Raw genomic sequence first — 25,398 nt, 5'->3', positions numbered from 1 at the left:
CGATGTTCAGGATCCTGTTTCGCCTGTACCTGGTGATGATCGTCTCGTACAGCGCGGCGATTTACCTGGTGCCTGACCTGGTGATCAAGGTTTTCCATGAGCGGTTCGTCACCTACAACCTCGATTATTCGCGCGGGCTGCAAACCCTCATCGTCAAACAGTTCCACGCCGTGCTCGAAGCGCAGTGGCCGGCGCTGGCGACCGAGATGGACAAGGAGTTCGACCCGCTGCGCATTGTCCTGACCCGCAATGACGACCCTGATTTCACCCTCGATGAACAAGAACGTTTGCAGCGCGGCGAGAAGGTCGTGCGCATTGGTGACTGGGGCTGGCGCACCCTGGCAGTCGCACCGTTGAACAAAACGACGGTCGTGCAAATGGTCGTTCCGCCGGACCCGATGGACGTTAGCCTGTTGTACTGGAGCATCAACGTGCTGATCGGTGCGACCATGCTCGCCTGCCTGTTGCTGTGGCTGCGCCCGCACTGGCGCGACCTGGAACGCCTTAAAGGCGCCGCCGAGCGTTTCGGCAAAGGCCACCTCGGCGAGCGCACGCAGATTTCCCCGCATTCCAACATCGGCAGCCTGGCCAATGTCTTCGACACTATGGCCGGCGACATCGAAAACCTGCTCAACCAGCAGCGCGACCTGCTCAACGCCGTGTCCCACGAACTGCGCACACCGCTGACGCGTCTGGATTTCGGCCTGGCCCTGGCGCTGTCCGACGACTTGCCGGCCGCCAGCCGCGAGCGGTTGCTAGGGCTGGTCGCGCACATTCGGGAACTGGATGAATTGGTCTTGGAGCTGCTGTCCTACAGCCGATTGCAGAACCCGGCACGCTCGCCCGAACAGGTCGAAGTGTCGCTGGATGAATTTATCGACAGCATTCTGGGTAGCGTCGATGAAGAGCTGGAGTCGCCGGACATCGTGATCGACGTGCTGCTGCATGGGCAGCTTGAACGCTTTGTGCTGGACCCGCGACTGACCGCTCGCGCGATTCAGAACCTGCTGCGCAATGCCATGCGCTATTGCGAAAAGCGCATTCAGATTGGCGTACAGGTTTGCCCTAAAGGCTGCGAAATCTGGGTCGATGACGACGGCATTGGCATTCCCGATGATGAGCGCGAACGGATCTTTGAACCGTTCTATCGGCTGGACCGCAGCCGGGATCGGGCCACGGGTGGGTTTGGTCTGGGGCTGGCGATCAGCCGTCGCGCACTGGAAGCGCAGGGTGGCACGTTGACCGTTGAGGCATCGCCCTTGGGCGGGGCGCGGTTCAAATTATGGTTACCGACAACCGCCATCGCTTGAGGCAGGTTCGCCTAGCATTCCGGACCAACGGTCGCCATTCAAGCTGACTGAGTGGCTTTACCTGTCAGATCTGACAGTAGCGGTCATTGGTTGGGCGGTGTTGAATGAAAAGGGCGTGCTCCTTTCCCATCCAGCCACCGGAGCCCGGTCTTACAGGGACTTTCCAATGAATACGATGACCGCGTTGACACTCGATAAACCCGTCATTCCTGGATCGAAAGATCATATTCCGGGACCGGACGGCGCCGAAGTCGCTCTGCCACTGGCGCTGACCTACTTGTATCCGGAAGGGGTCAAAGTGTTCATCGAACCTTCGGCCAGTGCACAGGCGGGTGACACCTTCCGGTTGCGGCTGAACGGTGATGAGGTGGCCACACACCTTGTCGTGGTAGGTGAAGAGGACCAGCGTGCGGCGGTTTATGTGCAAACCAGGCACTGGAAGGACGGCATCAACACGCTCGACTACGTGCTTGATCGCACAGGCACCGAGATCGACACTTCGGCGCCGTTGCGAGTGTTGTTTCACGCACAGCGCCCGGGCCTGGTGGACCTGTTTCCCGGCGAGGAGGGGCATTCAGAGCTATTGCTCGACGTCGACAAAGAAGTGCTGGATCAAGGCGTGGACCCTGAGCGGGCGCGCCTGGGTGTTGCCGTCACTCTGTCCTATCCATTGATGAGGTCGTTTGACCAGATCCGTCTCGATTGCCATTCCATTGTGCTGAACCACACGGTGACCCAGGCTGAAGTCGATCAGGGTCGCATCGAGATGACGATCGACGAAGCGACATTCGTTGCAGCTGGCGACAATCCCCGTTTCGCCCTCCAGTACACGGTGATCGATCGCGCGGGTAACGGGCCGGATGTCAACAGCCCGTACTCGGCCAGTCTGTACCTGTACGTCAACCTGAACGGCACGTGGTATGACCCGCCGATCGTCAGCGAAGACCCGGCCAATGCCGAAGATGACCCCAAGACCATCGTTCTGAAACTGCTGGCCGGCAAACCGGCCACGGCACAGATTTACGTGCCGCGAGGTTGGATGAAAGATGACGAAATCCACCTGACGTGTCGCTTCCGCAGTGCCGACGCATCGGAACCGGAAGACGTGTTGACGCTCATTGAAAAAATCAGGAATGTCCCGTTCATGTATTCGCTGTTCGTTCCATACGAACGATTCGCCCGGGTAGCGGGCGGGACTGCCGTGTTCAGTTACACCCGCATGAGTCAGGGCAATATGTTTGATCGCTCGCTTTCATTGAAGGTCGACGTCATAGGTGAGGCCGCCTCCCTGCTGCATTCTCCAACGCTCGTTGGGGCCGGCACGACACTGGACCCGCTGGGCTTTCCTAACGGTGTGACCGCTCGTGTGGAATATCTTGAGCATCTTCCCGAAGATAAGGCCCGGCTGGTGGTCGAGGGCAAACCCGGTCTCGGCTCGCCAGCGTTTGCTGCCATGGCTTTCAACAAAAATCATCGGGCAAACTTTCTCATCAAGCAGCAGGTATTGATGGCCAATCATGGCAAAGTCATGAGCCTGTCCTGGGAGTTGCTGCGCGATACCCCGGCGCAATCCAGCGACGCACTGGACGTGACGATCGAGCGCACAACTGACAAAGATCCGCGCTTGCCGACGCCGTCGATCCCTCAAGCCGTCGACAACAAGGTGCTGGACCTCGGCTCATTCACGGGCCCCGCGCAGGCGAAATGCGTGCCATGGCCAGGGATCGCGGTTGGTCAACTGCGATGGTTTCGTGTACACGGTGTTGATATGGATGGCGCCGAATACGTTATCCCTCTCGCCCAGGGCGCTCCTGTCACAGACGTGGAACTAAGGGGCCTCGACAATACGCTGCCCCGGGATCTGCTGCTGAAGTTCAAACCCGGCAGTAAGCTGCGGGTGGTGTTGAAAGTGGCGTTCGACGGCAAGGACGACGAAAGCGCTGCCGTGGTATTTGCCACCCGGGAACTGACGGTACTGAACCTGCCCGCTCAGTTACTGGAGGATTTTGACGGTGTACCCACCCAAACAGTGCGGCAGGGCGGTGCCATCAATCTGTCCAGCATGCAGATCACGTTCAAGTCGGGAGAAGGCGAGGTGGCCGTGACCCCTCGCACTGAAATTGGCGAATCGTTTCCCGGGCAGGTGGAAGAGCAGGTGTTGAGCATCGGCCGCGAGTCGTCCGGCGCAGCGCCGGTGGACGTCGAATTGAAGCTCAAGAACAGCTGCTCACGGATCAGCTTCTGGCATGTCAGTTCCAATTACGACAACAGCACGGTGTCGTACTACACCGCCACAGGATCCTTCCTGGGCACACAGTACCTGGGGACATCGTATGGTGGACCGGTGAATGTTTCGTTCAGTGCGCCGGGTATCGCCCTCCTGCTTTTTCATTGCCCGACACCGGACTGGCTCTCCATGGATAATTTCAGGGTGGCTGATTAGCGTGTAGATCGGAACGGGGCGGACTTATTTCCAACAGGTGTAGCAGCTGTCGAGCCTGCGAGGCTGCGTTCGAGGACGCAGTCCTCGCAAATCCTGTGTACGTGGTTTTTCTGAAAGAACCGGTTGCCTGGTTTTACGAGTGCTACGCACTCGAACGCAGCCTCGCAAGCTCGACAGCTGCTACAGGGGTTAGCCTTGTAATTCGGTGGAGGGAATCAACCCCACCCCGGCTACCTGCATCCGCTCGATCGCCGCGGCCAACGATCCGTCCAGGTCAATCGCCCGGCACGCATCCATCACCACATGTTCTATCGGCTGGACCGCAGCCGGGATCGGGCGACGGGAGGCTTTGGTCTGGGGCTGGCGATCAGCCGTCGAGCGCTGGAAGCGCAGGGTGGCACGCTGACCGTGGAAGCGTCGCCATTGGGCGGCGCGCGATTCCGGTTGTGGCTGCCCACCGCCTGATCCAACACAGAACCTGTGGCGAGGGCGCTTGCACAACGAACGCCCCCCGATGTCCATTGATCAAATGAAACAGATCGGCCAATCTCGCAGGAAGTGATTCTTCAGGGCTTATAAAAAGAGAAAGATGAACACAAAAAATGCCCGATGTGGTGCATCGGGCAAAGAAGTAATACTTAAATAAAATGTAAAAATAGGATGTTTTTATCGTTTATTTTCTCATTAATACCACCCATCCGAGGCCACCAGTTTTAACTTTTAATTCTGGAGACTTAAAATCAATCTCATCGCCCTTAACTGTCATCTCAGTATCATTTGACTTGACGGTTAACGTATCCTCCTTCTTGTCAATTGATTGGATGATCCCTTCTACTAAGTTCCCATTTTTAAGCTTGAGATGGACTTCTTGACTAACGGAAAATTTAGACAAGTTTTCAGTGCTCATTTTGGTGTACTCCTTTACGAATTTTATCCTGAGTGGAACGTGGTTATTGTGTAGCTACTACACAGTTGTATCAGACTGCGTAAAAAGAATAATTGATTTTCTTGGTAGGTGTACCTGTTAAATCTGACAGTTTTTTATACTGTTTTGGGATAGGTGATATGCCGTTACAGCCAGCACCGTTCTGGCAGCTAGCTGCTCCAAAGAAACGCGGCGCCGCAAAAAAAACGGGAGGGATTTATCAACAACTTGACCTGACCCCACGCCGTCTCTGTGGCGAGGGCGGTTCCCTCGCCACAGGCTTTCACTAGCCAAAGACTCAGTTCAGGCTTCAGCCCTGCGCCCGAATCTGCCGACCCAACACATCCATCACATCACACCCATCGCGCAGCAACATCGCCGCTGCGTGAGCAATCTGCTGTGCGTCTGCGCCACTGGCACTGGCACTGGTGATGTCGAGGTTGGCCAGACTTTCCATCATCTGCGTCACAGCCAGAAACCGTGTGGCCGCGTTGCTGTGCAACACATCCAGCGGCGCTTGAGTGGCGACCAGCAACACAGGGATGTCGCAGTCATTGTTGGTCATCGGCATATGCGTGTTCATACATCACCTCCAGCTTGGGTCGCGTGCATCCCGTCGATGGATGCTTGAACCAACGAGCGCGCAGTACCGAGCATTTGCTGGCTGGTCCAGCGTAATGAAGCTTTATGTTCAGGGCGGGTGGCGGTGGGGGCTTGATGGGCGAGGGCTTCGGCGCAGCTGAGGTAGACCGAGGCGTGTTCGAGGGCGTCGAGAAGCGGGATGTCGGGTTGTACCGCGAAGAGGTGGTGGTCGACGTGGTCGCAGCGGGCGAAGGGGGTGGATTTTGTGGTTGCGTTGGTCATCGGCGTAGCTCCGTAAGATTCAGAAGAGCTGCCACGAAATCGCCGTCAAACGAAATAGGGTGGCAACTGTACGTAGGTTGACGGACCGGCTCTCACGTACACCGGCGCACCCGAAGGTGCCCCACGCACAGTTACCATAAATGCTGCGGGCATAAGAATGCACGAGCAGAGAAAGGCTATGCGCGATGTGAGAAAAACCCGAGCCGTCAAACCCGATCACGAATGAGTCGTGACAGGCGCGAGGATAGGGAGTGAGGTAAAGGCAGTCAACAGGCTGAACGCCTGAAACAGGTGGTTCGCTTGTAGGTTTTTTCTGAACCTGAGCGGCGGCCCTGACACCCGTAACACCTGTGGCGAGGGGACTTGTCCCCGTTCGGCTGCGAAGCAGTCGTAAATCCGTACAACTCGGTGTGTATGAACGGACGCTGGGGGCCGCTTCGCAGCCCAACGGGGACAAGTCCCCTCGCCACAACGGCAGCTGCAGGGGTTAGCCTTGTAATTCGGTGGAGGGAATCAACCCCACCCCGGCTACCTGCATCCGTTCAATCGCCGCTGCCATTGATCCGTCCAGATCAATCGCCCGGCACGCATCCATCACCACATACGCATTGAACCCCGCGGCCCGTGCATCCAGCGCCGAAAACATGACACAAAAATCCAGCGCCAGCCCGACCAGGTAAACGGTGTCGATGCCGCGCTCTTTCAAATAGCCGGCCAGCCCGGTGGTCGTGGTCCGATCCGCTTCCAGAAACGCCGAATAGCTGTCGATGTCCGGATTGCAGCCCTTGCGGATGATCAGTTGTGCGTGGGGCAGGTCCAGATCCTTGTGCAACTCGGCTCCGGCCGTCGCACGCACGCAATGATCCGGCCACAGCGTTTGTGCGCCGTAAGGCAGCTGAATGACATCGTAAGGCTCGCGGCCGGGGTGGCTGGAAGCGAAGGAGGCGTGGCCGGGCGGGTGCCAGTCCTGGGCGATGATGACCTGTTTGAACTGACCGCCGAGGCGATTGATCAAGGGCACGATCAGGTCACCCTCAGGCACCGGCAGCTGGCCACCGGGAATGAAGTCGTTCTGTACATCGATGACCAGCAGGGCTGTGCGCGAAGCAAGGGGCATGGGTAGTTTCCTCCTTGGAAAAACAGACGCCAAGCATAGGTCAACTTCACTCAAGCGCTAAGTCGGCTTCGCAATGACTTCGCCATGACCTCCAGTTCCGCCGCCGGGTTATGCCCGATCAGCATCCAGGCATGTTCCATGTCCGCCCAATAAACCACATTCATCCTGTGTCGAACCTCATGGGCAAAATGCCGGCTGCCGCTGTTGGAACGCTTGGCGCACAAGGCAATCGGACCGTGTGCCGGGTCCAGATAGGTAATCTGCGCGATCGGCATGCCGTCGTATTCGAGGATTTGCGCGCGCTTCAATTCGGACCGTGGCAGGGCCAGTTGCGCAGGTGTCAGGCTCAGGCCCAAACGCGCGTCGATGGTGCGCAATTGCGCCCGTTGCGAAGTTTCATCGACGGGCAAGTGCTCCAGGGTCTGCGGCACGTACAGCGACATATAGTCGGCGACCAGGCCCCGCCAGTTGCTTTTTTCCTGACTCAATTGCCAGCCGAGGAACAATCGATCCGCCACCACACCGCCCACTACCAGACTTGCTGCAGCGGCGACAAACCAGCGCCGATTCATGGCCGGGCGTTCAGGCGAAGGCAAAGTGTCGAGCATCGATTGCAAGCGGTCCACGGGCGCTTGTTGCGCCAGTTCGTCGTAGGCTTCTTTGAACGGCAGGCTGCTGCGGGCCAGCCATTGCAGGCGCAGGTTGAGTGTCGAGTCTTCGGCAATGGCCGCGTCGATGCGGGTGCGCTGGTCGACATCGAGTTGATCGTCGAGGTACGCCACCAGTTGCTCGTCCGACGGTGTCGCGCGTTCGTTCATCGACGTTCTCCCGTGAAAGGGTTCGGTACCGTGTGCAGTGGCGGGTATTCGGCCAGTTTCACCCGGGCAGCGGCGAGGCGGCTCATCACGGTGCCGATGGGCACTTGCAATACATCGGCGACTTCGCGATACGACAGGCCTTCGACGTAAGCCAGGTACACCGTTTCCCGCTGCGCTTCGGGCAGGGCGTCGACGCGGCGGATAACCTGGGCGGCGAACACATGGGTCTGCGCCGCGGATTCTCCGTCAAACGACAACTGGCTCTCGGCGTCGACCAGGCCTTGGCCCTGGCGCACCCGTCGGGCGCGCACTTCGTTGAGCCAGATCGAATGCAGAATGCTCAGCAGCCAGCGGTCGATGCGGGTGCCGGGGACAAACTGGCCGGCACGCTCAAGTGCCCGCACACAGGTGGCTTGCACCAAGTCTTCGGCCACATGCCGTTGCCGGGACAGCAGCAGGCCGTAACGCCATAAACGCGCCAAATGCTGGCCCAGCTCTGCTCGTATTGCCTGATCGCTGGCGATAGCGACCTCCGTCTGTTCGGCGTGTCAGGTTTTCGATGAATCGTTGATGGCTTCGGCCAGGTCCTGGTATTCCTCGCACGTGCTGCCACAGATAGATTTGATCTGCTGCAACTGCTCTTGCGCCAGGTCCAGTCGACCTTTGATCACATAGGCCTCGCCGAGGTATTCACGCACTTGCGCATACTGCGGGTCGAGTTTGACCGATTGCAGGTAATAACCGATGCCTTCGTCGGTACGCCCCAGTTTACGCGTAGCGTAGCCGCGGTAGTTCAGAGCCTTGGCGGTATTCGGATTCTTGAGCGTGTCGAGCAGCGCCAAGGCTTCTTCGTAACGACCGTCCTTGGCCAGGCGATAAGCGTAGTCGGTGCGGTCGGCGTCCGGGACCAGGCTGCTGGTTTGCATCAGGCACTTCTGTTGCTTGCTGTCCCAGACCTGGCCTTTGGGGCAATTGGGTTTGGCCGGTTCTTCTTCGTCACCATCTGCCCAGGCGAGCGAACCGGACAAAGCGACGGCGAGCAGCAGCGGAGCGGTGAAAACAGCAATACGGATGTTCATGAGCAATTCTCCGCAGTTGAATTCGTTTCAGTTCGAACCACGCCCCGGCAGCATCCGGCGTAAGGTGTCGTCCCGCAGGCCGTAATGGTGAACCAGCGCGATGACCGCATGCAGGCCGGCCAGAATCACGATGGCCCAGGCCACTTGTTCGTGCAGGCCGCCGAAGACCGAACGCATGCTTTTATCGAACGTCAGCAACGTTGGGACATCGAACAGACCGAAAAAGTTGAAAGGTTCTGCCTGAGCCCAGCGAAACACAAAACCCAGCACAATCTGGCTCAGCAGCAAGACATAAAGCGCCCAGTGCGCGGACTTCGCCAGCACATTCATCACGCCCTGATTGGCGGGGGGCAAACGACGCCCGCGAGACAGGCGCCAGAGCAGTCGGCCGATCACGATCACGGCCAGCAGGATGCCGCAGGAAATGTGCAGCGACTGCAATTCCTTGCGCAGCGGCGTGCCTTTTTCCAGTTGTTGCCAGACCTGTGCGCTGGCGAACATGCCAATCACCAGCAGGGCGGTCAGCCAGTGCAGGGTCATGGTGAGGCGGTCATAACGTGGCGGTGAATCGACGTTCAGGTTGTTCACGGACAATACTCATGGGGCGTTGATTGGAGAACACCGCAGGGTGAACAATTATTCATTTCTTTCTGGCGATCTTTGCAGGGAAAGCCCAAATCCAGGCGCTATGCTCGACAGCATTCGTTGTGGGAGCACTGCCATGAAAGATCAGGTCCATCACTCTGCGGCTGCGGGCTATAGAGTCGCCGCCGACACCTATGTTCTCGGCCGTCCGGACTATCCGCCGCAAGTGGCCGAGTGGCTGAGCGCAACCCTTACGTTGAACGCGGACAAAACCGCCATCGATCTGGGGGCGGGCACCGGTAAATTCACCGGGCGACTGGTGGCGACCGGGGCACAGGTGATTGCCGTGGAGCCGGTGCCGCAAATGCTTGAAAAGTTGTCCGCCGCATTCATGTGGTGACGGTGCCTTATGAAACCGTGGCGTTTGTGGCGGTGAAGGGCAGTTGATTCGGCGTTGAGGCCTTCGCGGGCAAGCCTCGCTCCTACAGGGTATGTGGTGCCTTTGTAGGAGCGAGGCTTGCCCGCGAAGAGGCCGGACGTGACACTAGATATTCTGAAACCAGTCCCGCTTTTGGCCGAACCACTGCCTTACTCCCTCAGGCAATGCCTTGTTATAGTCCGGCCCTCATTTTCTACCCCGGTAAAGGATCACTGCCATGTCTCAGTACACCGCGTTCACCGTTGAACTGGCCGATAAAATCGCCCATGTGCAGATCAACCGTCCGGAAAAGATCAATTCGATGAACGCCGCGTTCTGGAGCGAGATCATCGAGATTTTCCAGTGGATCGATGACACCGATGAAGCGCGGGTGGTGGTCCTCAGCGGCGCCGGCAAGCACTTTTCCTCCGGCATCGACTTGATGATGTTGGCCGGGGTGGCCAATGAACTGGGCAAGGACGTCGGCCGTAATGCCCGCCTGCTGCGCCGCAAGATTCTTGCCCTGCAAGCCTCGTTCAACGCCGTCGATAATTGCCGCAAGCCCGTGCTGGCAGCGATTCAGGGTTATTGCCTGGGCGGCGCCATCGACCTGATTGCCGCGTGCGACATGCGTTACGCCGCCGAGGATGCGCAATTCTCAATCAAGGAAATCGACATCGGCATGGCCGCCGATGTTGGCACTCTGCAACGCTTGCCGCGGATCATCGGTGACGGCATGCTGCGTGAACTGGCTTACACTGGTCGCACCTTCGGCGCCGAGGAAGCGCGCAGCATCGGCCTGGTCAATCGCGTTTACAGCGACAATGCCAGCCTGCTGGAAGGAGTGATGGGCATTGCCCGCGAAATCGCCAGCAAGTCGCCGATTGCGGTCACCGGCACCAAAGAGATGATCAGCTACATGCGCGACCACCGCATCGACGACGGCCTCGAATACGTCGCCACCTGGAACGCCGCCATGCTGCAATCCACCGATTTGCGCGTGGCCATGGCCGCCCATATGAGCAAACAGAAACCCGAATTTCTGGATTGATTAAAAATGATTTCACGCTGGACCACCGCAGTACTGGACACCGATCAACCCGGCGGCTGGGCCGTAGCTCGCAGCCCCGAAGGCTTTCTGTTCGATGACAATGGCGCGCTGTTCCCTCGCGAATGGCTCAAGCGTCAGGACCTGTCGATCCTCGCCGAACATGGCATCGGTCACCTGGATGGCGAACCGGTCTACTTGCTGGAACTGCGCAGCCACAGCGACGTACCGGGCTGCAACTGGAAGGGCTTGCGGGCGTTCATGCTCGAGGGCGATCACACGGTCTACAAGGTGCTCGGTTATGCCGCGCAAATCGGGACGTGGTATCGCGAGCACCGCTTCTGCGGCAATTGCGGTCAGGCAACCCATCAGGTGCCGCGTGAGCGGGCGATGTACTGCGAGCCGTGTGATTTGCGTTATTACCCGCGCATCTCGCCGAGCATGATCGTGCTGGTGACCCGTGGTGACGAGATTCTGCTGGGTCGTTCGCCGCGCTTTGTGCCTGGGGTCTACAGCACGTTGGCGGGATTCGCCGAGCCGGGTGAGTCAGCCGAGGACTGCCTGATTCGCGAGGTTCGCGAGGAAGTGCAGATCGAGGTCAAAAACATCCAGTACCTGGGCAGCCAGTGCTGGCCGTTCCCGCATTCGATGATGCTCGGTTTTCACGCCGAGTACGCCGGGGGCGAGATTGTCTGCCAGGAAGACGAGATCGAAGACGCCCAGTGGTTCAACGTTCACGCGTTACCGCCCTTGCCGGCGTCACGCTCGATTGCCCGTTACCTCATCGACGTCTACGTGGCGCGGCGCTTAGGCCACGCTGAACCAGTGTTGCCAGGCTAACCGCACGGTCAAGCCCAGCACCACGGTGATGAACACCGGGCGGATGAACTTCGCACCGCCGCTGATGGCGGTGCGAGCCCCGAAAAACGCGCCGACCATCACCGACAGGCCCATGCTCAGGCCGATGATCCAGTCCACCTGCCCGGAAAACACGAACACCGACAGCGCCGCAATGTTGCTGACGAAGTTCATGCTGCGCGCTACGCCGCTGGCCTTCACCAGGTCAATGGGATACATCAGCATACTGCTGACGGTCCAGAACGCGCCGGTACCCGGGCCGGCCACACCGTCGTAGAAACCGAGGCTGAAGCCTTGGGTCGATTGCCACTTTTTCTTGATCGGTGCATCGCTGTCCAGCGGCGCTTTCGGCGTGCCGCCAAATAGCAGATAGAGACCGCAGGCAAAAACGATCACCGGCAGCATCTTGTTCAGCCATTCGGCCGGCAGGTAATGCGCGACGACGGCGCCGGTCAGCGCACCGACGAGCGTGCCGACGATGGCGTGCACCCACTGCCGTGGATGGAACAGCTTGCGCCGGTAGAAGGTGAAACTGGCGGTGGCAGAGCCGAAGGTCGAACTCAGTTTGTTGGTGCCCAATACCAGGTGCGGCGGCAGGCCGGCAGTCAACAGCGCCGGAGTGGTCAGCAGACCGCCACCGCCGGCAATGGCGTCGATGAAACCGGCGATGAAGGCAACGACGGCCAGAATGGCCAGGGTGGTGAGGTCAACGCTGAGTTCGAAGGGCATGGAAATCGGCTTATTCGGCGGGGAGCAGCAAGGGGCTGCGGGGAAGGGCCGATATCTTACCTATATCCAGACTTTGCGGCGACCCGTCTGGCCTCATCGCGAGCAGGCTCGCTCCTACAGTTGAAATGCATTCCCCCTGTGGGAGGTTCCTTGGAACGGCAGTGGATGCCAAGGGGATTGCACGGTCCATGCCTGGCGCTTCTGGCGAGGTTTTGCGCGGTGTGGTCGATTTCCAGGTGTGCCCAACTGTTGCTCAGCCAACAGCGCATCCGCAAATTGCCTCAGACACACCGACATCTGTGGCGAGGGAGCTTGCTCCCGCTGGGCTGCGCAGCGGCCCCAGAATTTTTGTGAGCGCTGCGCACTCAAGCGGGAGCAAGCTCCCTCGCCACAGGTCTCTCGCAAGTAACCAGCACTGGCACGGTTGCTGCTCTGACCCTGGGACTTCCCAACGTCCCGAGGACATGCCAATGAGTCAGCAAACCGTCAAATTTGCCTACTGGGTACCGAACGTCAGCGGCGGGCTGGTGGTCAGCAAGATCGAACAACGCACCCATTGGGGCATCGACTACAACCGCAAACTGGCGCAACTGGCCGAAGAGGCCGGGTTTGAATACGCCCTGACCCAGATTCGTTTCACCGCCGGTTACGGTGCCGAGTTCCAGCACGAATCGGTCGCCTTCAGCCATGCGTTGCTGGCCGCTACGACCAAACTGAAAGTGATCGCGGCGATCCTGCCGGGGCCTTGGCAGCCAGCGTTGGCGGCCAAGCAACTGGCGACCATCGATCAGCTGACTAACGGCCGGGTGGCGGTGAATATCGTCAGCGGCTGGTTCAAGGGTGAATTTCAGGCGATTGGCGAACACTGGCTGGAACACGACGAGCGTTATCGCCGTTCAGAGGAGTTCATCCGCTCGCTCAAAGGCATCTGGAGCCAGGACAATTTCACGTTCCGCGGTGATTTCTACCGATTCGACAACTACAGCCTCAAGCCCAAACCGCTGGGCCAGCCGGAAATCTTCCAGGGCGGCAGTTCGCGCGCAGCCCGGGACATGGCGGCGCGGGTGTCGGACTGGTACTTCACCAACGGCAACACGCCTGAAGGCATCAAGGCCCAGGTCGACGACATTCGCGTCAAGGCTGCAGCCAACAATCATTCGGTGAAGATCGGGGTGAACGCATTTGTCATCGCTCGGGATACGGAAGAAGAGGCGCGGGCCGTGTTGGCGCAAATTATCGACCAGGCCGATCCAGAAGCGGTGAATGCCTTTGGTGATGCGGCTAAGCAAGCGGGCAGGGCATCGCCAGAGGGTGAGGGCAACTGGGCCAAGTCGACGTTTGAGGACCTGGTGCAATACAACGACGGCTTTAAGACCAACTTGATCGGCACGCCGCAACAGATTGCCGAGCGCATCGTGGCGTTGAAAGCAGTGGGTGTGGACCTGGTGCTGGCGGGGTTCCTGCACTTTCAGGAAGAGGTGGAGTATTTCGGCAAGCGGGTGTTGCCGTTGGTGCGGGAGCTGGAAGCAAAAGCAGCGGCCAAACCTCAGACTGCGGTCGCCTGAACACCCAGCCCCTGTAGGAGCGAGCGGTGCGGCGATCCGACTTGCCCGCGAAGGCTGACTCACAGTCAACAAATAAGTTGCCTGATACATCGCCTTCGCGGGCAAGTCGGATCGCCGCACCGCTCGCTCCTACAGGGGACTGTGTTTACAGACCCAGGTCCGACAGGCTCGGATGATCGTCAGGGCGACGACCCAGCGGCCAGTGGAACTTACGGTCGCTTTCCTTGATCGGCATGTCGTTGATGCAGGCAAACCGGTTGGCCATCAACCCGTTCTCGGCGAACTCCCAGTTTTCGTTGCCGTAGGAACGGAACCAGTTGCCCGAGTCGTCGTGCCATTCATAGGCGTAACGCACGGCGATGCGGTTGTCGGTGAAGGCCCAGAGTTCCTTGATCAAGCGGTAATCCAGTTCCTTGGCCCATTTGCGGGTCAGGAAACCTTTTGCCTCTTCACGGTTGTAAGCGAACTCGGCGCGGTTACGCCACTTGGTGTCCAGGGTGTAGGCCAGCGACACGCGTTCCGGGTCGCGGGAGTTCCAGCCGTCTTCGGCCAGGCGAACTTTTTCGATGGCCGATTCACGGGTGAAGGGCGGCAATGGCGGACGAACTTCGGTGTTGGACATTTAAAGTCTCCCTCTCAAATTAAAGTTCAAGCAAGTTGTCGGGCTTGGTTTAAGTGTTACAGGTCCAATAACTTTCGCGCCATGCATTGCGCATTATCGGCGGCACTGTGATCACCCATGACAAGCGCCACGGTGATGGCTCCGTCGATCAGGATCAGCAGCTGTTTGGCCACTTTCTCCGGGTCGGCAGCGCCATGTTCGGTGCAGAGTTCGCGCACGTAGTCGAGCAGCTTTTGTTTATGGTCTTTGGCGACCAGGCGAACCGGGTCTTGCGGGTCACCGGTTTCACCGCTGGTGTTAATGAACGCGCAGCCGCGGAAGCCTTCGGAGGCGAACCACGCCTTGAGCACGGTAAACAGGTTGAGCAAGCGGTCAGCCGGGGTTTCAGCCTGGTCGACCTCGCTTTTGTACCAGTGCATCCAGCGCACGTCGCGGCGTTGCAGCGCGGCGACGGTCAGCTCCTCCTTGTTGGCGAAGTAGCGATAGATACTTTTTCTGGAGACGCCGGCGGTTTTCACCAGAAGATCCATTCCGGTGGCCGCGATGCCACTTTTGTAGATCAACTTTTCAGTGACATCCAGAATGATGTCGCGTGTGTCGTTGCTAGTGATTTCGTTCATGCTGCGAACAGTAGAACGATCGTTCTCCTTGGTCAAGCAGATATTTTCTTGTTGATTGGAAAGCCATCGCCAGCAGGCTAGCTCCCACATTTGAAATGCATTCCCCTGTGGGAGCTAGCCTGCTAGCGATGGGGGCAGTACAGACGCCAACAAGACCCAAGCTGATCCATGGTGTAAGCTCTCGGGCTATTCGGAATTGACCCTTTGCGAGCCCTATGCCGTCGCTTTTCAAACGCTCTCTGCTGCCTAAACTGCGCAGTTTTCCGCTGACCGCCGATGCCGTCACCATTCTTTCCGGCGCTGCCGAGTTCCGTCGTTGCCTGCTGGAAAAAATCGCCAGTGCCACTCAGCGCATCTATATCGTCGCGCTGTACCTGCAACAGGACGAGGCCGGTCAGGAAATCCTTGATGCCTTACACGCCGCCAAACTGGCGCGTCCGCAACTGGACGTGGTCGTGGTGGTGGACTGGCTGCGCGCCCAGCGCGGCTTGATCGGTGCCGGCAAACAACCGGGCAACTCGGCCTGGTATCAAGAGGCAACGCGCACCCACGCAAGTGAAGTGCCGGTGTACGGCGTGCCGGTGCAGACCCGCGAGCTGTTCGGCGTGCTGCATCTGAAAGGCTTCGTGATCGACGACTGCGTGATCTATAGCGGCGCGAGCCTGAACAACGTTTACCTGCACAAATTCGACAAATATCGCTACGACCGTTATCACCTGCTGCAGAACCACGCGCTGGCCGATTCCATGCAGCACCTGATTCAGCATGGCCTGGTCGCCTCCAAAGCGGTGCATCGCCTCGATCTGCCGAATCTGCCGACCACCCGCAGCCTGCGCAACGACATCGGCGATTTGCGCAGCCGCCTCAAGCACGCGACGTACGACACCACGGCCGGCAGCACGGCGAAGGGCGGTTTGTCGGTGAGCCCGTTGCTGGGCGTGGGCAAGAACAACCCGTTAAGCCGGGTGATCTGCGAATTGATCGCCAGCGCCCAGCATCAGCTGACCATCTGCACGCCGTACTTCAACCTGCCGCTGGCGGTGACCCGGGAAATCAACCGGGCGCTGGGCCGTGGCGTGAAGATCGATATCGTGGTGGGCGACAAGACCGCCAATGACTTCTTCATCCCGCCGAGCGAGCCGTTCAAGGTGATCGCGGCGCTGCCGTATCTCTACGAGATCAGCCTGCGGCGCTTTGCCAAACGCCATCAGCACAGCATCGACAGCGGCAAGCTGAACCTGCATTTGTGGAAGGACGGTGACAACACCTATCACCTCAAAGGCATGTGGATCGACAAGCGCTACACCTTGCTGACCGGTAATAACCTCAATCCACGGGCGTTCCGTCTCGATCTGGAAAACGCGCTGCTGATCGACGATCCGAAGGGCGAACTGCTGGAACCGCGCAGTAAAGAACTGGGCGAAATTTTCCAGAACACCACGCGCATCCAGCGTTATCAGGATCTGGAAACCCTGCTGGAATACCCGGCGGCGGTGGCCAAGTTCCTCAAGCGCGTCAGTCGGGTGCGGATCGAGCGGTTGCTCTATCGGATTCTGTAAGGCTCAGTGCTGCCGGGGCTGTGGCCATACCGCCACCAGCAGCAATAGCCCGGCAGCCACCAGATAGGGCAGGCGCGGTTCGATGTCGTAGATCAACGTCGCCGCCAACGGTCCGATGACCACGCCAAAGCCCTGCGCGGCGCCAATGGAACCGGCGGTGGCGCCTTGTTCCGAGGCGTCGACCGCGTTGGCGGCCAGGGCGGCGAACGACGGAAAGATCAGCCCCATCCCGCCCGCCGACACGAAAAAGCACAGCCACAAACCCCACGCGGTATCCGCCAGGATGCTGCCGGCAAAACCCACGGCCGCCACTAGTGCGCCCGCGCGGATCAGCCGCAGCGGCGGCCATTCGAGCCGACGCACCACCAATTGCGAACAGATCAGTGCGAAACCGACCATGGTCAAGGCGATGCCAGCGGTTTGCGCGGCGTCGGCCGGGCTCATGCCTAATCTGTCGAGGGCAAAGAAACCGACCGTGATCTGCGCAATCGAGACGCACAGCATCGCCACGAACGCGACCGCCATCGGCCGACGCAGTCGTGGATCGTTCAGATGAACCTTGCGCGGCGCTTGTCGCAGGTGCAGTTCCTGACCTTTGAGCTTGTAGCGCAGCACCACGAAGGCCAGTAAGGGCAAGATCGCCATGGCATAGAACGGCAGGCTCAGGCTGAAGCGCGACAACAACGCCGCGATCGCCGGGCCGATCACCAGGCCACAGGCGTTGGCCGCGCCCAGGGCGGCCATGGCTTTGGCGCGGTGTTGCGGCTCGATGTTGTCGGCGATCAGCGCATTGCCACCCACCGGAATCGCGGCATAGAACACGCCGATCAGGCCGCGTCCGATCATCAACCCGATAAACCCCAGCAGCGCCGATGGCAGAAACCGCAACGAGGCGTCGATGAACAGGCACAAGGCCCAGTAGGCGAGAGTAAAACCGGCCGTGGCGATCAGCAGAATCCGTCTCCGGCCATAGCGATCACTGGCCTGGCCCCAAGGGCGGGCGAGCAACATCCAGATCACCCCGGACACCGTCACCGCCGCCCCGGCCTGCCAGGTGGCCAGGCCCAACACCCGGGCGATAGGCCCGATCAGGGAAACGAACGCCATCATCGACATGGAACAGGCCATGTTGGCAACCATGAGTGGGCGCAGGTCGAAGGCAGGGGTGGTCATGGGCGAGTCTTCCGTGAGCTTTTGTTATTGGCGGGGGATGTTAGCGCGAGTCGGGTGAGCCAGGAGGAATATTGGTAACTGTGATAATGCCTTCGCGGGCAAGCCTCGCTCCTACAGGTCGGAGAGATCCGTAGGAGCGAGGCTTGCCCGCGAAGAGGTCCGCACAGACGCTAAAAAAACGTCAATTCAAACCCAGCTTCCCACGCAACGTAGAAAGGTCTTCAGCCAACGTATTCACCGGCCCAACCAACGCCTTGCGGTCGTTTTCCTTCACCTTGTCATACGTCTCAAACCCACCGTCCCTGGTTTTGTACTTGGCCAGAATCTTGTTCACGCTGGCGAAGTTCTTGTCGACCTTGGCAATAAACGCCGCGTCCTGCTTCTCGATCTGCGGACGGAACAGGTCGACGATTTTCTTCGCGCCGTCGATGTTGCCCTGGAAGTCATACAGGTCGGTGTGGCTGTAGCGATCTTCTTCACCGGAGATCTTGGTGGCCGCCACTTCTTCCAGCAACGCGGCAGCGCCGCCCACCACTTTCTCAGGCGGGAAGGTCAGGCCGGCCACGCGGGTTTGCAGGTCTTTGACGTCCTTGTTCAAACCATCGGCCAGTTCATCGAGGCCCTTGGTGCTGTTTTCCGAGAACAGCGAATATTCGATGCGGTGGAAACCGGTGAAATCTTCGGCTTTCACACCTTTTTCGTGGTCATCAACGCGCGAATCAATGGAGGCGTCGAGGTCACTGAACAGCTCGGCAATCGGCTCGATCGACTCGTAGTAAACCCGGGTCGGCGCATAGAGTTTTTTGGCGGTGGCCAGGTCACCTTTTTTCACCGCATCGGTGAACTGCTGGGTGTGGCTGGCCAGCTCATCCAGTTGCTCGGTGACGTAGATTTTGTAGTCCGAAATCGGCTGCACCAGCTCCAGCGGCGCCGTCGCCGCGAAAGCCGAAAGCGGGGTATTGAGCAAGCCAAGAGTCAGCAATAACGCGAGTGGCGACTTTTTCATGGGACGGTTCCGTATGGGGGTTGGTCAGGTGTTTGTTTTTGGTGAGGTAGCGTCAAGCAGCGAGCGACCGATGAAGTCCTTGTCGCCCGTCACACCCGGCAGGGTGAAGAAGTAACCGCCACCGACCGGCTTGAGGTATTCCTCCAACGGCTCGCCGTTGAGTCGGGTCTGCACGGTGATAAAGCCTTTTTCCAGATCGGCCTGGTAGCAGATGAACAACAGGCCCATGTCCAACTGGCCGTTCTTGTTCACGCCGTTGGAATAGTTGAACGGCCGGCGCAGGATCAGGTTGGCCTGGGTCGCGGCCGTGCGCGGGTTGGCCAGACGGATATGCGCGTCAAGTTTGGTCAGCTTGCCTTCCGGGTCCTTGGCGTAGTCCGGGACCTGGGTTTCATGCGCTCCGCCCATGGGCGCGCCGGTACTTTTGAGGCGGCCGAGAATGCTTTCCTGTTCCTGCAAGGGCGTGCGGTCCCAGCGCTCGACGAAGTTGCGGATGATCCGCACTGCCTGGTAGCTGCCATGGGCGGCCCACGCCGGTTCGTCGCTGCCGGGTTGCACCCAGACGAGGCTGTCCATGGCCTTGGCGTCGTTGGAATCCGGATTCGCCGAGCCATCGCGAAAACCGAGGAAATTACGCGCGCTCTGCGCCGGCACCCCGGGTTTCGCCGGGGCCTGGGGCGGTACGCTGCCTTCCTGTTTCCAGCGCACCAGCAGCAGGTCCGGCAGGTTTTTTACGATGTCGCGCAGGGCGTGGATGTTGGTGTCGGTGGTGTTGGAGCAGAACTGCAGGCTCAGGTCGCCGTGACAGCAATCGGCTTCCAGTGCGTCGTTGGGAAAACCGACCATGCGCATCAGACGCTTCGGTTTTGCACCCGCCAGGCCGAAGCGCTCGTCGAACAGCGACTCGCCCACCGACACGGTGATGGTCAGGTTGTCCGGCGTGACCACCGGGCCGAGGATGCCCGAATCCACCGGCGGCAATTTCGGATCAACCTGAGCCACCGGACCGCCCTGCATCAGGAACGCAATGCGTTCGTTGAGGGTGCGAAACAGACGCTCCAGGTCTTCGCGGTCACTGGCCAGTACATCAAACGACACCAGCATGCCCGACGCCGGGCGCGGAGTGACGATGCCGGTCTGGTGCTGGCCGTGGAACGCGTGGCGGTCTTCGGTCTGGTCGCTGCTCGGCGCTTCGGTGACTTGCGCGGGGCTCGCGGCCATCGCCGGGCAACTCAGTGCGGAGCCTGCCAGCGCGACACCGGCGGCGCCCATGCCCATCAATACGCGGCGACGCTGGAGGTTGAAGTGTTCTGAATCGTTCATCGGTTTGAGTCTTCTGTGCTTAAAGGCCGGACAGGCCGAGGGCGGGATCGATTCCATCGAGTGCATCGGCCAGCGCCTTGGCCTTGTCGGCGATCTGTTTGCGCTGCTCGGCGCTCACCGTGTCGTAACTCGCGTAGCCATCCTTGACCTTGAAACCATTAAGTTCGGCGTCAAGGGCAGTGATCGCGCTGTCTATCTTCGGCAGCAACTCGGCGGCAGACTTGGTCAGCAACGGGCGCAACAGGTCGACGACTTTGCGCGCAGCAAAGAGGTTGGCGGCGAAACCGTTCAGGTCGGTGTGGCTGTAGCGCTCTTCTTCACCGCTGCTGGCGCGCACATCGGCGAGGCTGTGGAGATTGCGCGTGACAATGCTCACCAGTTGCTCCGGTGGCAGCGACTGGGCGAGCAGTTGCTGCTTAAGCGTGGTGACATCGCTGCTCAGGTGCTGGGCAATCGGCGCCAGACCGTCGAGGTTGCGTTGCTGGAACAGCGCGTATTCGATCCGGTGGAAACCGCTGAAGGCCGGATCCTGTTCGCGTTTCTCGAAGTAATCGGCGCGGGCGTTGATCGCATTGTCCAGTTCAGCCAGACGCTGGGCGGCGGGGGCGATCCGTTGATAGGCCGCGCGAGCAGGCACATACAACGCTTGTGCCTGGCTCAGGTCGCCGGAATTGATCGCTTGCTCAAGGGCGCTGACGGCTTTGATCAGCGCGCTGCCCTGGCTGCTCAGGTACACCCGGAATTCCGACAACGGCCCCACGAAAGCGACCAGCGACGGTTTGGCCCTGGCCGCCGCCTCGGAGGCGGCAGTCGGGGTCACGTGCAAGGTGCCGCGCGGATTGCTCAGCAGTCCGCAGGTGATCGCGTAGTCGCCGGGCAGCAGGTTGGCATTGATCACCTGACTCAGGCCCGGCGCGATGTTTTCCCGTTCTTCGACCACCAGCACTCCGTCGAGGATTTCCCATTCCACCGCCCGGTCCGAGCGATTGACGATGCGGAAACTAGAGCGGCCTGCCGGAACGGTCAGCGCATTCGGCTCGCAGCTGTGCGAGTGAATGGTCACCAGCACTTCGTCATGATTGGTCTGGCGCTTGGCCGCGGCCATTTTCGAGGCGTAAAAGAACAGGCCACCGGCGGCGATCATCACGATCACCGAACCGGCCACCGCCCAGCGCAAGGCGCGGGGAGGCGAGGCCTGGGGAGGGGCTTGATTTGGCATGGGTGCCCTTACTGGCTGGAAACGGAGGAAGGTTGTTTAGCGGGGGCGGGCGCGGGAAGAAAAAACATCACCAGCGCCACCACCAGATAAATCAGATACGCGCCGAGGGTACTGACCGTCGGCGCGTCCTGGTAACCGAACATGCCGGCCAGCACCGAGCCCACCGGGCCGTCCATCGGCAGCGTCGCACTGAAGTCGAACAGCACGGTTTGCAGGTGGTTCCAGACCCCGGCTTCATGCAGTGCCTGCACCGAGTTGGCAAGAATGCCGGCCGCCACCACCAGAATGAAAAGACCGGTCCAGCGGAAGAACGCGCCGAGGTTCAAGCGCATGCTGCCGGTGTAGATGAGGAAGCCGACGATGATCGCCAGGATCAGGCCGAGGAGGGCGCCGATCGGTGCCGCCGGGCCTTCGCTCTGCTGGAACACGGCGAGCAGGAAGAACACCGTTTCCAGGCCTTCCCGGGCCACGGCGAAAAACACCATGGCGATCAGCGCGGTCACTTGATGTTTGGAGCCGGTGAGCGCGTGATCGAGGGACACGTGCAGCGAGTGCTTGATCGAACGCGCCACTTTGCGCATCCAGAACACCATGGAGCTGAGAATGCCGACGGCCACCAGGCCGACCACGCCTTCAAACAGTTCCTGTTGTTTCTGCGGGAACTCGGCGCTGACCAACTCCAGACCACCGCCTACCAGCAAGGCCAGCGCAACGGCAAGGAACACACCGATCCACACGGCCGGCATCCACTGGCCACGGCCGGTCTGCTTGAGGTAGCTGGCGATGATGCCAACGATCAACGCGGCTTCAATGCCTTCGCGCAGCATGATCAGAAAAGGAACAAGCATTCAGCACCGTCGCGGAATTAGATAGGGTGCTAATTTGTAACATAATGACACTCATTCCCAAATGGCATTCATTGGCATTTGCCTGAACCTAACCTGAACAACACTGAAGATCACATTAATCCCTGTGGGAGCGGGCTTGCCCGCGATGACGGCTGCACATTCAAGATATATGTCGACTGACACTCCGCCATCGCGGGCAAGCCCGCTCCCACAGGGATTTTGGCTGCCCATAGGATCTGCATTGGGCTGACGGCTGCGCTAAGATGCCAGCACTCAAACAAGAACAAGGCCCACCCCGCTCAATGTCGGAAAAAGACACCATCGCCATTCAACTGGTGCGCGAAGCACTGTTGCAGAGCTGCGCCCCCGGAGCCGCCACCGATGAGGTGTTGAACAAGGTCGGTATCGATCCGGCGCTGCTGCAAACCAACAATGCCCGGGTTCCGGCCACCGCCTATGCACGCTTATGGCGTTTGCTGGCCCGGCGCGGGGATGATGAATTTTTTGGCATGGACCCGCGCAAGCTCAAATCCGGCAGTCTTGAGTTTCTCTGTCGCAGCTCGATGATCCAGCCGAGCCTGGCGGCCGGCCTGACGTCTGGCCTGAGCTTTCTGTCGTTGATGCTCGAACGCATGCCCGCGCAGTTGGTTCGTCAGCAAAGCCTGGCGGAGATTGTGTTGCTGGAAGACGATCAGGACCCGCGCCGCGCCTTCACTTATTTCACCTACTGGATGATCGTTCACGGTGTTGCCTGTTGGCTGGCAGGGCGGCGCATACCGATTCTCGCCATCGAGTTGCGCTGCCCAGCGCCGGACTTCTGCGATGACTATCAAGTGATGTTCTCCGAGAACCTGCGTTTCGACCGGCCACGCACGCGGATGATTTTTTCGGCGGATTGCCTGGACCTGTCGATCAAACGCAGCCCGGAAGAGCTCAAGCGGTTCCTGGCCCATGCGCCGGCGAATATTCTGGTCAAGTACCGCGACCTCGAGAGCCTGGCGAGCCGGATCAAGCATGATTTGCGCCAGTTACCCGCCGAACAGTGGCCGGAGACCGAACCTTTGGCGCAGCAACTGTGCATGTCGGCTTCGACCTTGCGCCGGCGGCTGGCGGAAGAAGGGCAGACCTACCAAGGGCTCAAGGACAGCGTGCGCAAGGAGTTGGCGATTGTGTGGTTGGCCGAGCCGCACATCAGCTTTGCTGAAATCGCTACGCGGTTGGGATTTGCTGATGCCAGTTCGTTTTATAAGGCGTTTCGCAAGTGGTCGGGGTCCAATCCTGGGCATTACCGGAGTTTGATCCTTAACGAGGCCCACTGATCCGGGGATTGTGTTGATAGGGCGGGCCTCTTCGCGGGCAAGCCTCGCTCCTACAAGGGGTTGTGCGGTTTGTAGTGAACGACACAAAGCATGTAGGAGCGAGGCTTGCCCGCGAAGAGGCCCGCCCAGACGACAAATCCTTTGAACCTTGGCCAAACCAGTCAGACAACTTGATAGCTTTGACCATTGCCCCGATCCCCGCGCGGGGCGAGTATTTCTGTGGTTTTTACGGTTCCCCCAACCTAATAAAAATACAGAGGGATTCTGGCAATGCGCGATTACTTGTCTGCCACGTCACAGTTCGATTATCAGCACACCGTCGACGCCGCACTCGCGGGTGATTTGACCGCCCTCAACGCCTGCGTCGAGTGTTGCGACCGCCACGCCTTGCCGGGGCGCATTGCGCTGTTCTGGGAAGGCCGCGACGGTGCCAGCGCGACGTACACCTTCAGCGACCTGCAGGACAAAGCCGCGCGTTTCGCCAATTTCCTCCTGGCCCAGGGCGTGAAGAAAGGCGACAAGGTCGCCGGCCTGCTGCCACGCAACATCGAATTATTGATCACCGTATTCGCCACCTGGCGCATCGGCGCGGTCTATCAGCCACTGTTCACCGCCTTCGGCCCGAAAGCCATCGAACACCGCTTGAGCTGTTCCGGCGCCAAAGTGGTGGTCACCGACGCGGTCAATCGCTCCAAACTCACCGAAGTCGCCGACTGCCCGACCCTCGTCACTGTCGCCGGTCCAAAGGGCCAAGGCATCGTCCGTGGCGATTACAGTTTCTGGGCCGAACTGGCCAATTATTCCCCCGAGTGCGAACCGGTGTTGCTGACCGGCGAAGACCCGTTCCTGCTGATGTTCACCTCGGGAACCACTGGCCCATCGAAAGCCTTGTCCGTTCCGCTCAAGGCCATCGTCGCCTTCCAGAGCTACACCCGCGACGCCGTGGACCTGCGTCCCGAAGACGCGTTCTGGAACGTGGCGGATCCGGGCTGGGCCTACGGCATCTATTTTGGCGTCACCGGGCCGATGGCGATGGGGCATCCGATCACTTTTTACGACGGCCCGTTCACCCTCGAAAGTACCTGCCGGGTGATCAACAAATACGGGATCACCAACCTCACCGGTTCACCGACCGCGTACCGCCTGTTGATTGCCGGGGGTGACGAATTCGCCCGCTCGATCAAGGGCAAACTGCGCATTGTCAGCAGCGCCGGCGAGCCGCTGAACCCGGAAGTGATCCGCTGGTTTGCCGACAACCTCGGCGTGGTCATTCACGACCATTACGGCCAGACCGAACTGGGCATGGTCCTGTGCAATCACCACGGCATCGAACACCCGATCCACATGGGCGCTGCCGGTTTTGCTTCACCAGGCCACCGCATCGTGGTGCTCGACGACGAATACCAAGAACTCGGCGTCGGCCAGCCAGGCATCCTGGCCATCGACCGCACCCAGTCGCCAATGTGCTGGTTCGCCGGTTATGAAGGCGCTCCAACCAAAGCGTTCGTCGGCAACTATTACCTGAGCGGGGACACCGTCGAGTGGAACCCGGACGGCAGCATAAGCTTCGTCGGCCGTAGCGATGACGTGATCACCACTTCCGGCTACCGCGTGGGCCCGTTCGACGTGGAAAGCGCGCTGATCGAGCACCCGGCGGTGGTCGAAGCGGCCGTGGTCGGCAAGCCCGATCCGGAGCGCACAGAGTTGGTCAAAGCCTTTGTCGTGCTCAGCGCGCAATACCGCGCCGCGCCGGAACTGGCCGAAGAGCTACGCCAACACGTGCGCAAGCGTCTGGCCGCGCATTCATACCCGCGTGAAATCGAATTTGTCAGCGAGTTGCCGAAAACCCCAAGCGGCAAATTGCAGCGCTTTATCTTGCGCAACCAGGAAATCGCCAAGGCTCAAGAGGCCGCCGCGAAGAACGTTCAAGCTTGAATCAAGGACACAATG

24 protein-coding genes and 3 pseudogenes are annotated in these 25,398 nt (G+C 59.8%); 10 read left to right on the top strand and 17 right to left on the bottom strand.

Going from position 1 to position 25,398, the window contains the following annotated elements; translation table 11 throughout:
* Nucleotides 1-2: 2 nt before the first annotated feature.
* Entirely contained in the window at nucleotides 3-1,310 is a 1,308-nt protein-coding gene (locus ACYZT6_RS13220; RefSeq protein ID WP_462027270.1) for an ATP-binding protein, read from the top strand.
* A gap of 166 nt (nucleotides 1,311-1,476) precedes the next feature.
* The gene (locus tag ACYZT6_RS13215) at nucleotides 1,477-3,753 is read left to right on the top strand and encodes a hypothetical protein (RefSeq protein WP_462027269.1); all 2,277 of its coding nucleotides are present in this window, start codon (nucleotides 1,477-1,479) and stop codon (nucleotides 3,751-3,753) included.
* A 189-nt stretch (nucleotides 3,754-3,942) separates the two neighbouring features.
* Here the strand turns inward: ACYZT6_RS13215 and ACYZT6_RS13210 are convergent.
* Nucleotides 3,943-4,056, bottom strand: a pseudogene (locus tag ACYZT6_RS13210) (nicotinamidase); the annotation flags it as partial.
* Nucleotides 4,057-4,059: 3 nt separating this feature from the next.
* Here ACYZT6_RS13210 and ACYZT6_RS13205 point away from each other — a divergent pair.
* A pseudogene (locus ACYZT6_RS13205) lies at nucleotides 4,060-4,218 on the top strand (ATP-binding protein); the annotation flags it as partial.
* Between the two features lie 208 nt (nucleotides 4,219-4,426).
* Here ACYZT6_RS13205 and ACYZT6_RS13200 read toward each other — a convergent pair.
* The 8 genes from ACYZT6_RS13200 to ACYZT6_RS13165 all read right to left on the bottom strand — a co-directional run bounded on the left by ACYZT6_RS13200 (nucleotide 4,427) and on the right by ACYZT6_RS13165 (nucleotide 9,144).
* Nucleotides 4,427-4,660 carry a hypothetical protein gene (locus ACYZT6_RS13200; protein WP_462027268.1) on the bottom strand — a complete coding sequence of 78 codons (234 nt, stop codon included), beginning with the start codon at nucleotides 4,658-4,660 and terminating at the stop codon, nucleotides 4,427-4,429.
* Nucleotides 4,661-4,988: 328 nt separating this feature from the next.
* Nucleotides 4,989-5,261 (bottom strand): short-chain dehydrogenase, encoded by a 273-nt coding sequence (locus ACYZT6_RS13195; RefSeq protein WP_462027267.1) that lies wholly within the window; start codon nucleotides 5,259-5,261, stop codon nucleotides 4,989-4,991.
* On the bottom strand, nucleotides 5,258-5,542 hold the full coding sequence (locus ACYZT6_RS13190; protein ID WP_462027266.1) for a DUF3077 domain-containing protein: 285 nt from the start codon (nucleotides 5,540-5,542) through the stop codon (nucleotides 5,258-5,260). The genes ACYZT6_RS13195 and ACYZT6_RS13190 overlap by 4 nt, the downstream gene beginning before the upstream one ends.
* Before the next feature lie 487 nt (nucleotides 5,543-6,029).
* Nucleotides 6,030-6,659: a bifunctional nicotinamidase/pyrazinamidase gene (pncA, locus tag ACYZT6_RS13185; protein WP_462027265.1), complete on the bottom strand. Its 630-nt coding sequence runs from the start codon at nucleotides 6,657-6,659 to the stop codon at nucleotides 6,030-6,032.
* A 50-nt stretch (nucleotides 6,660-6,709) separates the two neighbouring features.
* On the bottom strand, nucleotides 6,710-7,477 hold the full coding sequence (locus tag ACYZT6_RS13180; RefSeq protein ID WP_462027264.1) for an anti-sigma factor family protein: 768 nt from the start codon (nucleotides 7,475-7,477) through the stop codon (nucleotides 6,710-6,712).
* A complete protein-coding gene (locus tag ACYZT6_RS13175; RefSeq protein ID WP_462027263.1) occupies nucleotides 7,474-7,959 on the bottom strand; it encodes an RNA polymerase sigma factor in 486 nt (161 codons plus the stop codon). The genes ACYZT6_RS13180 and ACYZT6_RS13175 overlap by 4 nt, the downstream gene beginning before the upstream one ends.
* Before the next feature lie 66 nt (nucleotides 7,960-8,025).
* Nucleotides 8,026-8,556, bottom strand: a complete 531-nt coding sequence (locus ACYZT6_RS13170; protein WP_462027262.1) for a tetratricopeptide repeat protein — start codon at nucleotides 8,554-8,556, stop codon at nucleotides 8,026-8,028.
* A gap of 27 nt (nucleotides 8,557-8,583) precedes the next feature.
* On the bottom strand, nucleotides 8,584-9,144 hold the full coding sequence (locus ACYZT6_RS13165; RefSeq protein WP_462027261.1) for a cytochrome b: 561 nt from the start codon (nucleotides 9,142-9,144) through the stop codon (nucleotides 8,584-8,586).
* A gap of 133 nt (nucleotides 9,145-9,277) precedes the next feature.
* Between ACYZT6_RS13165 and ACYZT6_RS13160 the strand changes: the two are divergent.
* From ACYZT6_RS13160 to nudC, 3 genes and pseudogenes are all read left to right on the top strand, one after another.
* Nucleotides 9,278-9,532: pseudogene (locus ACYZT6_RS13160) on the top strand (methyltransferase domain-containing protein); the annotation flags it as partial.
* Nucleotides 9,533-9,797: 265 nt separating this feature from the next.
* Nucleotides 9,798-10,610 (top strand): crotonase/enoyl-CoA hydratase family protein, encoded by an 813-nt coding sequence (locus ACYZT6_RS13155; protein WP_462027260.1) that lies wholly within the window; start codon nucleotides 9,798-9,800, stop codon nucleotides 10,608-10,610.
* Nucleotides 10,611-10,616: 6 nt separating this feature from the next.
* Nucleotides 10,617-11,447, top strand: coding sequence for an NAD(+) diphosphatase (gene nudC / locus ACYZT6_RS13150; RefSeq protein ID WP_461973781.1), 831 nt, complete (start codon nucleotides 10,617-10,619; stop codon nucleotides 11,445-11,447).
* On the opposite strand, the gene ACYZT6_RS13145 is transcribed toward nudC, so the two are convergent.
* Nucleotides 11,415-12,194 carry a TSUP family transporter gene (locus ACYZT6_RS13145; protein WP_462027259.1) on the bottom strand — a complete coding sequence of 260 codons (780 nt, stop codon included), beginning with the start codon at nucleotides 12,192-12,194 and terminating at the stop codon, nucleotides 11,415-11,417. The genes nudC and ACYZT6_RS13145 overlap by 33 nt on opposite strands.
* Nucleotides 12,195-12,664: 470 nt before the next feature.
* Here ACYZT6_RS13145 and sfnG point away from each other — a divergent pair, with 470 nt between their 5' ends.
* Entirely contained in the window at nucleotides 12,665-13,759 is a 1,095-nt protein-coding gene (gene sfnG / locus ACYZT6_RS13140; protein ID WP_462027258.1) for a dimethylsulfone monooxygenase SfnG, read from the top strand.
* A gap of 145 nt (nucleotides 13,760-13,904) precedes the next feature.
* On the opposite strand, the gene ACYZT6_RS13135 is transcribed toward sfnG, so the two are convergent.
* Nucleotides 13,905-14,381, bottom strand: a complete 477-nt coding sequence (locus ACYZT6_RS13135) for a nuclear transport factor 2 family protein (RefSeq protein ID WP_462027257.1) — start codon at nucleotides 14,379-14,381, stop codon at nucleotides 13,905-13,907.
* 56 nt (nucleotides 14,382-14,437) lie between these two features.
* Nucleotides 14,438-15,001: a TetR/AcrR family transcriptional regulator gene (locus tag ACYZT6_RS13130; protein ID WP_462027256.1), complete on the bottom strand. Its 564-nt coding sequence runs from the start codon at nucleotides 14,999-15,001 to the stop codon at nucleotides 14,438-14,440.
* Nucleotides 15,002-15,216: 215 nt separating this feature from the next.
* Here ACYZT6_RS13130 and pssA point away from each other — a divergent pair, with 215 nt between their 5' ends.
* Complete coding sequence (pssA, locus tag ACYZT6_RS13125; protein WP_462027255.1) at nucleotides 15,217-16,560, top strand: CDP-diacylglycerol--serine O-phosphatidyltransferase; 1,344 nt, start codon at nucleotides 15,217-15,219, stop codon at nucleotides 16,558-16,560.
* A 3-nt stretch (nucleotides 16,561-16,563) separates the two neighbouring features.
* On the opposite strand, the gene ACYZT6_RS13120 is transcribed toward pssA, so the two are convergent.
* From ACYZT6_RS13120 to efeU, 5 genes are all read right to left on the bottom strand, one after another.
* Complete coding sequence (locus ACYZT6_RS13120; protein ID WP_461973767.1) at nucleotides 16,564-17,733, bottom strand: MFS transporter; 1,170 nt, start codon at nucleotides 17,731-17,733, stop codon at nucleotides 16,564-16,566.
* Between the two features lie 181 nt (nucleotides 17,734-17,914).
* Nucleotides 17,915-18,739 (bottom strand): iron uptake system protein EfeO, encoded by an 825-nt coding sequence (gene efeO / locus ACYZT6_RS13115; protein ID WP_438657743.1) that lies wholly within the window; start codon nucleotides 18,737-18,739, stop codon nucleotides 17,915-17,917.
* A 24-nt stretch (nucleotides 18,740-18,763) separates the two neighbouring features.
* Nucleotides 18,764-20,062 (bottom strand): iron uptake transporter deferrochelatase/peroxidase subunit, encoded by a 1,299-nt coding sequence (gene efeB, locus ACYZT6_RS13110; protein ID WP_462027254.1) that lies wholly within the window; start codon nucleotides 20,060-20,062, stop codon nucleotides 18,764-18,766.
* Between the two features lie 19 nt (nucleotides 20,063-20,081).
* Nucleotides 20,082-21,281, bottom strand: coding sequence for an iron uptake system protein EfeO (gene efeO / locus ACYZT6_RS13105; protein ID WP_462027253.1), 1,200 nt, complete (start codon nucleotides 21,279-21,281; stop codon nucleotides 20,082-20,084).
* Nucleotides 21,282-21,289: 8 nt separating this feature from the next.
* Nucleotides 21,290-22,129: an iron uptake transporter permease EfeU gene (efeU, locus tag ACYZT6_RS13100; protein ID WP_462027252.1), complete on the bottom strand. Its 840-nt coding sequence runs from the start codon at nucleotides 22,127-22,129 to the stop codon at nucleotides 21,290-21,292.
* 302 nt (nucleotides 22,130-22,431) lie between these two features.
* On the opposite strand from efeU, the gene ACYZT6_RS13095 reads away from it, so the two are divergent.
* Nucleotides 22,432-23,448: an AraC family transcriptional regulator gene (locus ACYZT6_RS13095; RefSeq protein WP_462027251.1), complete on the top strand. Its 1,017-nt coding sequence runs from the start codon at nucleotides 22,432-22,434 to the stop codon at nucleotides 23,446-23,448.
* 270 nt (nucleotides 23,449-23,718) lie between these two features.
* Nucleotides 23,719-25,383 (top strand): AMP-binding protein, encoded by a 1,665-nt coding sequence (locus ACYZT6_RS13090; protein ID WP_462027250.1) that lies wholly within the window; start codon nucleotides 23,719-23,721, stop codon nucleotides 25,381-25,383.
* Nucleotides 25,384-25,398: the final 15 nt, after the last annotated feature.

It is taken from the genome of Pseudomonas sp. RT6P73 (assembly GCF_054897715.1).
The sequence above is the reverse complement of the archived record's forward strand: the minus strand, read 5'-3'. Positions and strand labels throughout refer to the sequence as shown.

Coding starts and splice junctions, on each gene's coding strand:
- efeO (WP_438657743.1), bottom strand. CDS start 18,739: ATGAAAAAGTCGCCACTCGCGTTATTGCTGACTCTTGGCTTGCTCAAT.
- ACYZT6_RS13195 (WP_462027267.1), bottom strand. CDS start 5,261: ATGAACACGCATATGCCGATGACCAACAATGACTGCGACATCCCTGTG.
- ACYZT6_RS13095 (WP_462027251.1), top strand. CDS start 22,432: ATGTCGGAAAAAGACACCATCGCCATTCAACTGGTGCGCGAAGCACTG.
- pssA (WP_462027255.1), top strand. CDS start 15,217: ATGCCGTCGCTTTTCAAACGCTCTCTGCTGCCTAAACTGCGCAGTTTT.
- efeO (WP_462027253.1), bottom strand. CDS start 21,281: ATGCCAAATCAAGCCCCTCCCCAGGCCTCGCCTCCCCGCGCCTTGCGC.
- ACYZT6_RS13145 (WP_462027259.1), bottom strand. CDS start 12,194: ATGCCCTTCGAACTCAGCGTTGACCTCACCACCCTGGCCATTCTGGCC.
- sfnG (WP_462027258.1), top strand. CDS start 12,665: ATGAGTCAGCAAACCGTCAAATTTGCCTACTGGGTACCGAACGTCAGC.
- ACYZT6_RS13090 (WP_462027250.1), top strand. CDS start 23,719: ATGCGCGATTACTTGTCTGCCACGTCACAGTTCGATTATCAGCACACC.
- efeB (WP_462027254.1), bottom strand. CDS start 20,062: ATGAACGATTCAGAACACTTCAACCTCCAGCGTCGCCGCGTATTGATG.
- pncA (WP_462027265.1), bottom strand. CDS start 6,659: ATGCCCCTTGCTTCGCGCACAGCCCTGCTGGTCATCGATGTACAGAAC.
- ACYZT6_RS13170 (WP_462027262.1), bottom strand. CDS start 8,556: ATGAACATCCGTATTGCTGTTTTCACCGCTCCGCTGCTGCTCGCCGTC.
- ACYZT6_RS13135 (WP_462027257.1), bottom strand. CDS start 14,381: ATGTCCAACACCGAAGTTCGTCCGCCATTGCCGCCCTTCACCCGTGAA.
- ACYZT6_RS13215 (WP_462027269.1), top strand. CDS start 1,477: ATGAATACGATGACCGCGTTGACACTCGATAAACCCGTCATTCCTGGA.
- nudC (WP_461973781.1), top strand. CDS start 10,617: ATGATTTCACGCTGGACCACCGCAGTACTGGACACCGATCAACCCGGC.
- ACYZT6_RS13220 (WP_462027270.1), top strand. CDS start 3: ATGTTCAGGATCCTGTTTCGCCTGTACCTGGTGATGATCGTCTCGTAC.
- ACYZT6_RS13130 (WP_462027256.1), bottom strand. CDS start 15,001: ATGAACGAAATCACTAGCAACGACACACGCGACATCATTCTGGATGTC.
- efeU (WP_462027252.1), bottom strand. CDS start 22,129: ATGCTTGTTCCTTTTCTGATCATGCTGCGCGAAGGCATTGAAGCCGCG.
- ACYZT6_RS13120 (WP_461973767.1), bottom strand. CDS start 17,733: ATGACCACCCCTGCCTTCGACCTGCGCCCACTCATGGTTGCCAACATG.
- ACYZT6_RS13190 (WP_462027266.1), bottom strand. CDS start 5,542: ATGACCAACGCAACCACAAAATCCACCCCCTTCGCCCGCTGCGACCAC.
- ACYZT6_RS13200 (WP_462027268.1), bottom strand. CDS start 4,660: ATGAGCACTGAAAACTTGTCTAAATTTTCCGTTAGTCAAGAAGTCCAT.
- ACYZT6_RS13155 (WP_462027260.1), top strand. CDS start 9,798: ATGTCTCAGTACACCGCGTTCACCGTTGAACTGGCCGATAAAATCGCC.
- ACYZT6_RS13180 (WP_462027264.1), bottom strand. CDS start 7,477: ATGAACGAACGCGCGACACCGTCGGACGAGCAACTGGTGGCGTACCTC.